Annotated in this window: 6 protein-coding genes; all 6 read left to right on the top strand. The window is 55.4% G+C overall.

Features of this window, described 5'->3' with window-relative positions; genetic code table 11:
• On the top strand, positions 1-584 hold a 584-nt coding region (locus tag VF639_RS16920), incomplete at its 5' end, for an OmpA family protein (RefSeq protein WP_331147112.1).
• Between the two features lie 73 nt (positions 585-657).
• Positions 658-1,449, top strand: a complete 792-nt coding sequence (locus VF639_RS16915; protein ID WP_331147111.1) for an ABC transporter permease — start codon at positions 658-660, stop codon at positions 1,447-1,449.
• A gap of 126 nt (positions 1,450-1,575) precedes the next feature.
• Positions 1,576-2,403 (top strand): ATP-binding cassette domain-containing protein, encoded by an 828-nt coding sequence (locus tag VF639_RS16910; protein ID WP_331147110.1) that lies wholly within the window; start codon positions 1,576-1,578, stop codon positions 2,401-2,403.
• 138 nt (positions 2,404-2,541) lie between these two features.
• Positions 2,542-3,141 (top strand): hypothetical protein, encoded by a 600-nt coding sequence (locus tag VF639_RS16905; RefSeq protein ID WP_331147109.1) that lies wholly within the window; start codon positions 2,542-2,544, stop codon positions 3,139-3,141.
• Between the two features lie 147 nt (positions 3,142-3,288).
• On the top strand, positions 3,289-4,305 hold the full coding sequence (locus VF639_RS16900) for an MBL fold metallo-hydrolase (RefSeq protein WP_331147108.1): 1,017 nt from the start codon (positions 3,289-3,291) through the stop codon (positions 4,303-4,305).
• A 175-nt stretch (positions 4,306-4,480) separates the two neighbouring features.
• On the top strand, positions 4,481-5,965 hold the full coding sequence (locus tag VF639_RS16895) for a sodium:solute symporter (RefSeq protein WP_331147107.1): 1,485 nt from the start codon (positions 4,481-4,483) through the stop codon (positions 5,963-5,965).
• Positions 5,966-6,109: the final 144 nt, after the last annotated feature.

Genomic DNA, 6,109 nt, shown 5'->3' with positions numbered 1-6,109 from the left:
ACAACCTGGCCCTGTTCGGCCTCGAAGAAGGCGGCACCAACATCTACGCCTCCGTCTACAAAACCTTCGGCGACGTGCAAAGCCGCCTCTACCCCAAGGAGCTGCCCAGCTACGTGCCCCTCGACCAGATGCTGGACCTGACGCCCCTAAAAACGATGCAGGCCCAGTATAAAGGCAAAGCTGTAGCTCCCGCCGACCAGCAGAAGTTTGCCGCCGACGATGAAATCCGCCAGAGCGTGAGCAAGCGGGCCTGGAACATCGAGTTCAACACCGGCCAAAGCTCCTTCACTCCCGCCGCCGAGCGGGAACTCAACCAACTCTTCAACGACCTGGTCGTGGCCGGCAACCTGAAAGTGGCCGTGCACGGCCACACCGACAACGTGGGCGACCCGCAAAAGAATCAGCAGCTCTCCGAAGACCGCGCCTTGGCTGTGCGCGAGTGGCTGGAAACAAAGAGCCGGAGCGCTTTTCCGCAAGGCCGCGTGCAAGTCTACGCCCATGGTGCTACTGAGCCCCTGGTTAGCAACTCTACCCCTACAGGCAAAGCGCAAAACCGCCGTGTCGAGATTGTACTTGGCAACTAAACCAGTGCTAGAAATCTAACAGCCCGTCGTGTTGCTTCCCGCGCAATACGACGGGCTATCTTTTACGTAGTTTATGATGATTAAAGCGCTTTTTACTCCCAACGCCAAGCCACGCCGCAGCATCTTCCTCACAATGGTAGCTTGCCAGGTGCTGGTGTTACTGTTGCTGTGGTTGTTCTATCCTTTGCAGTTATTTCCTACTCTTGTTGAAGTTCTGGCGGCGTTTAAGGATCTGGTTACCACGCAGGGGCTGATTCAGGATTTGTGGGCGAGTATAACTACCGCACTGCAAGCCGTAGCCGTGGCCACTGTTCTGGCCTTGCTGATTTCTTACTTAACTGCCCTGCCATTTTTCCGGCCACTGGCCTATGCGGCTAGTAAAATGCGGTATCTCACGCTCACTGGTCTTACTTTTTTCATGGCCCTGCTGCTTAGCAATGGTCATCAAGTAAAACTAACAGTGCTGATTTTTGCTACCACTGTGTACTTAGTCACCGGTATGACCAGCGTTATTCTTACCACTTCGCAAGAGGAAATGGATCACGCCCGCACGCTTGGCATGAGCGAGTGGCGCAGCTTCCTGGAAGTAGTGGTGCTAGGCAAGCTGGATGATATGCTGGAAGTGGTGCGCCAGAATTTTGCCATCATTTGGACTATGATCACGCTAGTTGAGACACTGTATCAATCAGAAGGTGGCATCGGGCTCTTACTCTACAAACAAAATCGGTATCTGCACCTGAATGGTGTGGTAGCCATTCAACTCGTCATACTAACAGTAGGAGCGCTACAAGATTATCTATTTGTGCTTTTAAGACGCGTTTTTTTTCCGTATTCAAGTCTCGGCTCAGCTATAGTTGGGGCATAGTACACGTCTTTGCTGAGTTCTGTTGACAGAGTTACCTTGATAGCTTCTGCCAGGCAGCACGTCGACAGAGTTCTGCTGATTCAGCACCACGCTTTGCGCATTTAGGGCTTAAGCTAAGTACATATTATGAGTGACCACAGTTACAAAGAGCCTTTGCTGACCCTGGATGGTGTTTCCATGAAGTTCGGCGACGAGTTAGTGTTGCGTGACATTAGTGTACAGGTGCGCGACGTGATACGACCGGGCATGAGTCAAGGCCAGGTGCTAGGCTTCTACGGCCGCTCGGGTATCGGCAAATCGGTGTTATGCCGCATTATTGCGGGGCTGCTTGCCCCCACTGCGGGTACCGTGTTTGTGGGCAATCCGGCCCGGCCCGTAATTACCGGTGACGTAGGCTTTGTGCAGCAGCGCTACCCGTTGTTCAACCACCGCACTTTGTTTGACAACTTGGTGGTCGCCGCTACCCGCAAATACCCCGAAGCGGAAGCCAAAGAGCATGCCGCAGCCTACCTGGAGCGGTTTGGACTCGGGCAGCACCGCAAGAAATACCCCGCGCACCTCTCGGGTGGGCAGCGTCAACGCGCCGCCATTGCGCAGCAGCTGCTTTGCTCCGAGCACTTCATTATTCTAGACGAGCCCTTTTCGGGCCTCGATGTGGCCATGATCGATGAAGTCAAGAAGATTATCCTGGAAGTCACGACCTTCAACGACCTCAATACGGTCATTATCGTTTCGCACGACATAGCGGCCACCACGGCTCTTTCCGATACGCTATGGCTGCTTGGCTACGAGCGGGATGCAGCTGGCCACTGTATGCCGGGCGCTGTCATTAGCAAGCAACATCAATACAACCTTGCGGAAATGGGTTTGGCCTGGCAGCCTGGCATCGAAGCCAGCCCGGCCTTTGGCAAATTGGTAGAGGAATTAAAACAAGAAATTCGTAACTCCGCCTGATGGATAAGAATAGTCCTGCCAGACACCAACACTTGCTTGACACGCACTGACTTTCGCAAGCAATACGTGCTTGATGCCACCTTTTCCGGCAGTTAAGTGTCTTCTTCTTATCTTCGACTGACCTTTCTTTCCTGCCTTATGTTGCGTCTTTCTATTTTCTTGGTGAGTGTGCTGCTGGCCGGCTCCGCGGCGGCTCAGACGGTGCCGATGACGAATGCCGGCTTAGCTGCCTCGTCGCCTACGTTGCCGGGCGTCTTGGGTCCGCGCCAGAGCTTCCGCGTCAACGCGGGTTTCATGACGGCGGGTCGGTTTGGGTCGGCCTCTTACATTAGCCCGGAGGCTGGCTATAAGCTCAGCAACCGGCTCACGGTATTCACTGGCATGACCTATATGCGCCTCACGCCAGGCCTAGGCACTCGCTCGGTTGCCGATGGAGCGCCCCGCGCCCTGAGTGGCTCCAACCAGTACCTGATTCAGGCGGGCGCGCAATACGCTGTATCGCCGCGGCTGGCCCTGACGGGCACAGTTTGGAAGGATTTGTCGAGTCCGGTACCCCGCGGGATGACGGTGAATCCGTATGCAGGTTTCGGGGGCAATATGGGCTCCGGTGTGAGCTTACGGGCCGATTATATGATTAACGAAAACCTTACTATCTCCGGTGGTATCCGCACCGGCAACGGCCAATACGGCGCCTATCCGGGCTATTCGCCAGGGCTGACGGGTGGTGGCATCTGGTAATAAGCTAAAAAACGTTAATCTTTTAGCTCGACGTTAGCACGCAAGTGCTTGATGGCCGAAGAACCTTCTTACTGGCAAATCAATGAAAGCCTCGGGAATCTTCCGGGGCTTTGTTGTTTCTTTAACTCACTACCAGCAACCACCCGCATGGCCCCTCGCGCTACCTATGTCCGCAACGAAGCGTTGAAAACTGTTCAACCTAACTATCCGGGCAATAAGATGATTGGCAAGGAATTCTGCAATGGCGAGGAGCTATACGAGCCAACTTTTAGCACGGTGCTGCGCTGGCAAACCACCAAGAACCCGCAGAAGGAAGAAAAGAAGGCCGATACCTGGGTGCCGGACGTAGTAGACTGCACCGAGTTTCTGAAGAGCCAGGAAGAGGGTTTGGTGTGGCTTGGTCATGCCTGCTTCCTGTTACGCGTAGGCGGTGTTACGCTGCTCACCGACCCGGTGCTGTTTTCGTCGATAGGCCTGCGCCGCCGTCATGCCTTGCCCTGCCGGATAGAAGACCTGACGGGCATCGACTACCTGCTGCTCAGCCACGGCCACCGCGACCATCTGGATGAAGCCTCCATCAAACAGCTAGCGCGGCAGAACCCGAACCTGCAGGTGCTGACTTCGTTGCGCATGACGCCGCTGCTCCACGGTATGGCGGCCGGGCTGCAGGTGCAGGAGGCCGGCTGGTGGCAGCAATACGACTTAGGCTCAACCACTCCCTTCGAGCTATTCTACCTGCCCGCCTCGCACTGGCACCGCCGCGGCCTCTTCGACCTAAACCAGGTGCTATGGGGCAGTTTCCTGCTCCGCACCCCCGACTTCCGCACCATCTACTTCGCCGCCGATACGTCGATGGCCGACCACTTCGAAGCCATTGAAAAGCAATTCGGTCCGCTCGACATCGTGCTGATGCCCATTGGTGCCTATAAGCCGGCGTACATGATGCAGCTGAGCCACGTAAATCCGCATGAAGCCGCCAAAGGCGCCAACCAGCTGCGGGCCGGCCACGTGATACCCATGCACTACGGCACCTTTGATCTTTCAGACGAGCCCGCCTCAGAGCCGCTACGCGAAATTAAAATGGTGGCGCATGGCGGCATGCTGCGCGGCGAGCTGCACACTCCCGCCGTGGGCGAGGTAATGCGCTGGCAGGATTGGGAATGAGTTGCCAGTTGTGAGTTGCCGGTTACCAGTTATCAGGCGCTGGCACAGGGTTGTGGTTGTTAGGTGTTAGTTTTGATACCTTAAATTCCACGCCTGGCAGTTGATCTTTAGAACTACAAAAGCTGAAGAATTCCAACAACTGGCAACTGGCAACTCACAACTGGTAACTCATTCCATGTCTCCCACCCTCATTCTGAGCCTGATTGCGGGCTACTTTGTTGTTCTCATTATCATTTCGATTCTGACTTCGCGCAAGGCCACGAGCGAATCGTTTTTTATTGCCAACCGCAACGCGCCCTGGTACATGGTGGCATTTGCCATGATTGGTACTTCGCTGTCGGGGGTGACGTTTATTTCCATTCCGGGTATGGTGGCCACGCAGTCGTGGAGCTATATGGCGGTGGTGTTGGGGTATACGGTGGGCTACTTGGTGATTGGAACGGTGCTCATGCCCATGTATTACCGGCTGCGGCTGGTGAGTATCTACACGTATCTGGAGCAGCGGTTCGGGTTTTGGAGCTACAAGACGGGGGCGTTCTTCTTCTTGATTTCCAGGGCGGTGGGGGCGGCATTTCGACTATTTCTGGTGGCAGGCGTGCTGCAGTTCGCGGTTTTCGATGCGCTGGGGGTGCCGTTTGCCGTTACCGTCACGGTTAGCATCTTCCTGATTTACCTCTACACCTTCCGCGGTGGCCTCAAAACCATCCTCTGGACCGATACCTTCCAGACTATGGCCATGCTGGTGTGCGTGGCGGTGAGCATCTACCTGATGGCTGATGAGTTGAACCTCGGCTTCGCGGGCCTCGTGAAAACCGTGCGCGAAAGCGCCATGTCGCAGATCTATTTTTCCGACCTTAAAGACGACAAATATTTCTGGAAGCAGTTTGCCTCCGGCGCGTTCATCACCATCGTCATGACCGGTCTCGACCAGGATTTGATGCAGAAGAACCTGAGCTGCCGCAACCTCGGCGACGCGCAGAAAAACATGTTCTGGTTCACCATTGCCATTGTGGTCGTGAACGTGTTTTTCCTTTCGCTCGGGGTGCTGCTCTATCAGTTTGCTGCCGCCAAAGGCATCATGCTGCCTACCAACCCCACCACCGGCAAAATTATCGGCGACAATGTGTTTCCGCTGCTGGCTACCAACCACTTCACGCTCTTCGCGGGCGTGGTGTTCATCTTGGGTATCATTGCCGTGACGTACGCCTCCGCCGACTCGGCTCTTACGGCCCTCACCACCTCGTTTTGCGTGGACATGCTCGATATCAAGCAGTACGAGGAAAACAAGCAGCGGCAGGTGCGGCAGCTTACGCACTTCGGCTTCTCGCTGGTGCTGATTGTGATTATCCTGATTTTCCGGGCCATCAACGACCAAAGCGTTATTACGGCCGTGTTCAAGGCGGCGGGCTACACCTACGGGCCGCTGCTTGGGCTCTACGCTTTCGGGCTGTTTATGGGCCGCGGCCTGCACGACCGGCTAGTACCAGTGGTCTGCGTAATGGCGCCCTTGCTCACTTACTTTATCAATGCCAATTCCAAGGCCTGGTGGGGCTACGAGTTTGGCTTTGAAATCCTGATTCTTAATGGCCTGATCACCTTCGTTGGGTTGCTCGCCATTTCCCGGCCCCGACTTGTTACAGAATTGAACCCTGTTGGGTAAGGGTTGTTTAGGAAGAAGCGTACGTACCTTTGCGGTTTGTACCATAGCGTACCGAGTTGTAGCGCGGAAGTCCGTTCCGCGACGAGCGGAGGCGAGTATCTCGCGCTGGCGCAAGCGGCGCAGCATCTCGTACTCGCTCCGCTC

The sequence above is a fragment of the Hymenobacter sp. genome (genome assembly GCF_036387835.1).
GTDB lineage: Bacteria > Bacteroidota > Bacteroidia > Cytophagales > Hymenobacteraceae > Hymenobacter.
The sequence above is the reverse complement of the archived record's forward strand: the minus strand, read 5'-3'. Positions and strand labels throughout refer to the sequence as shown.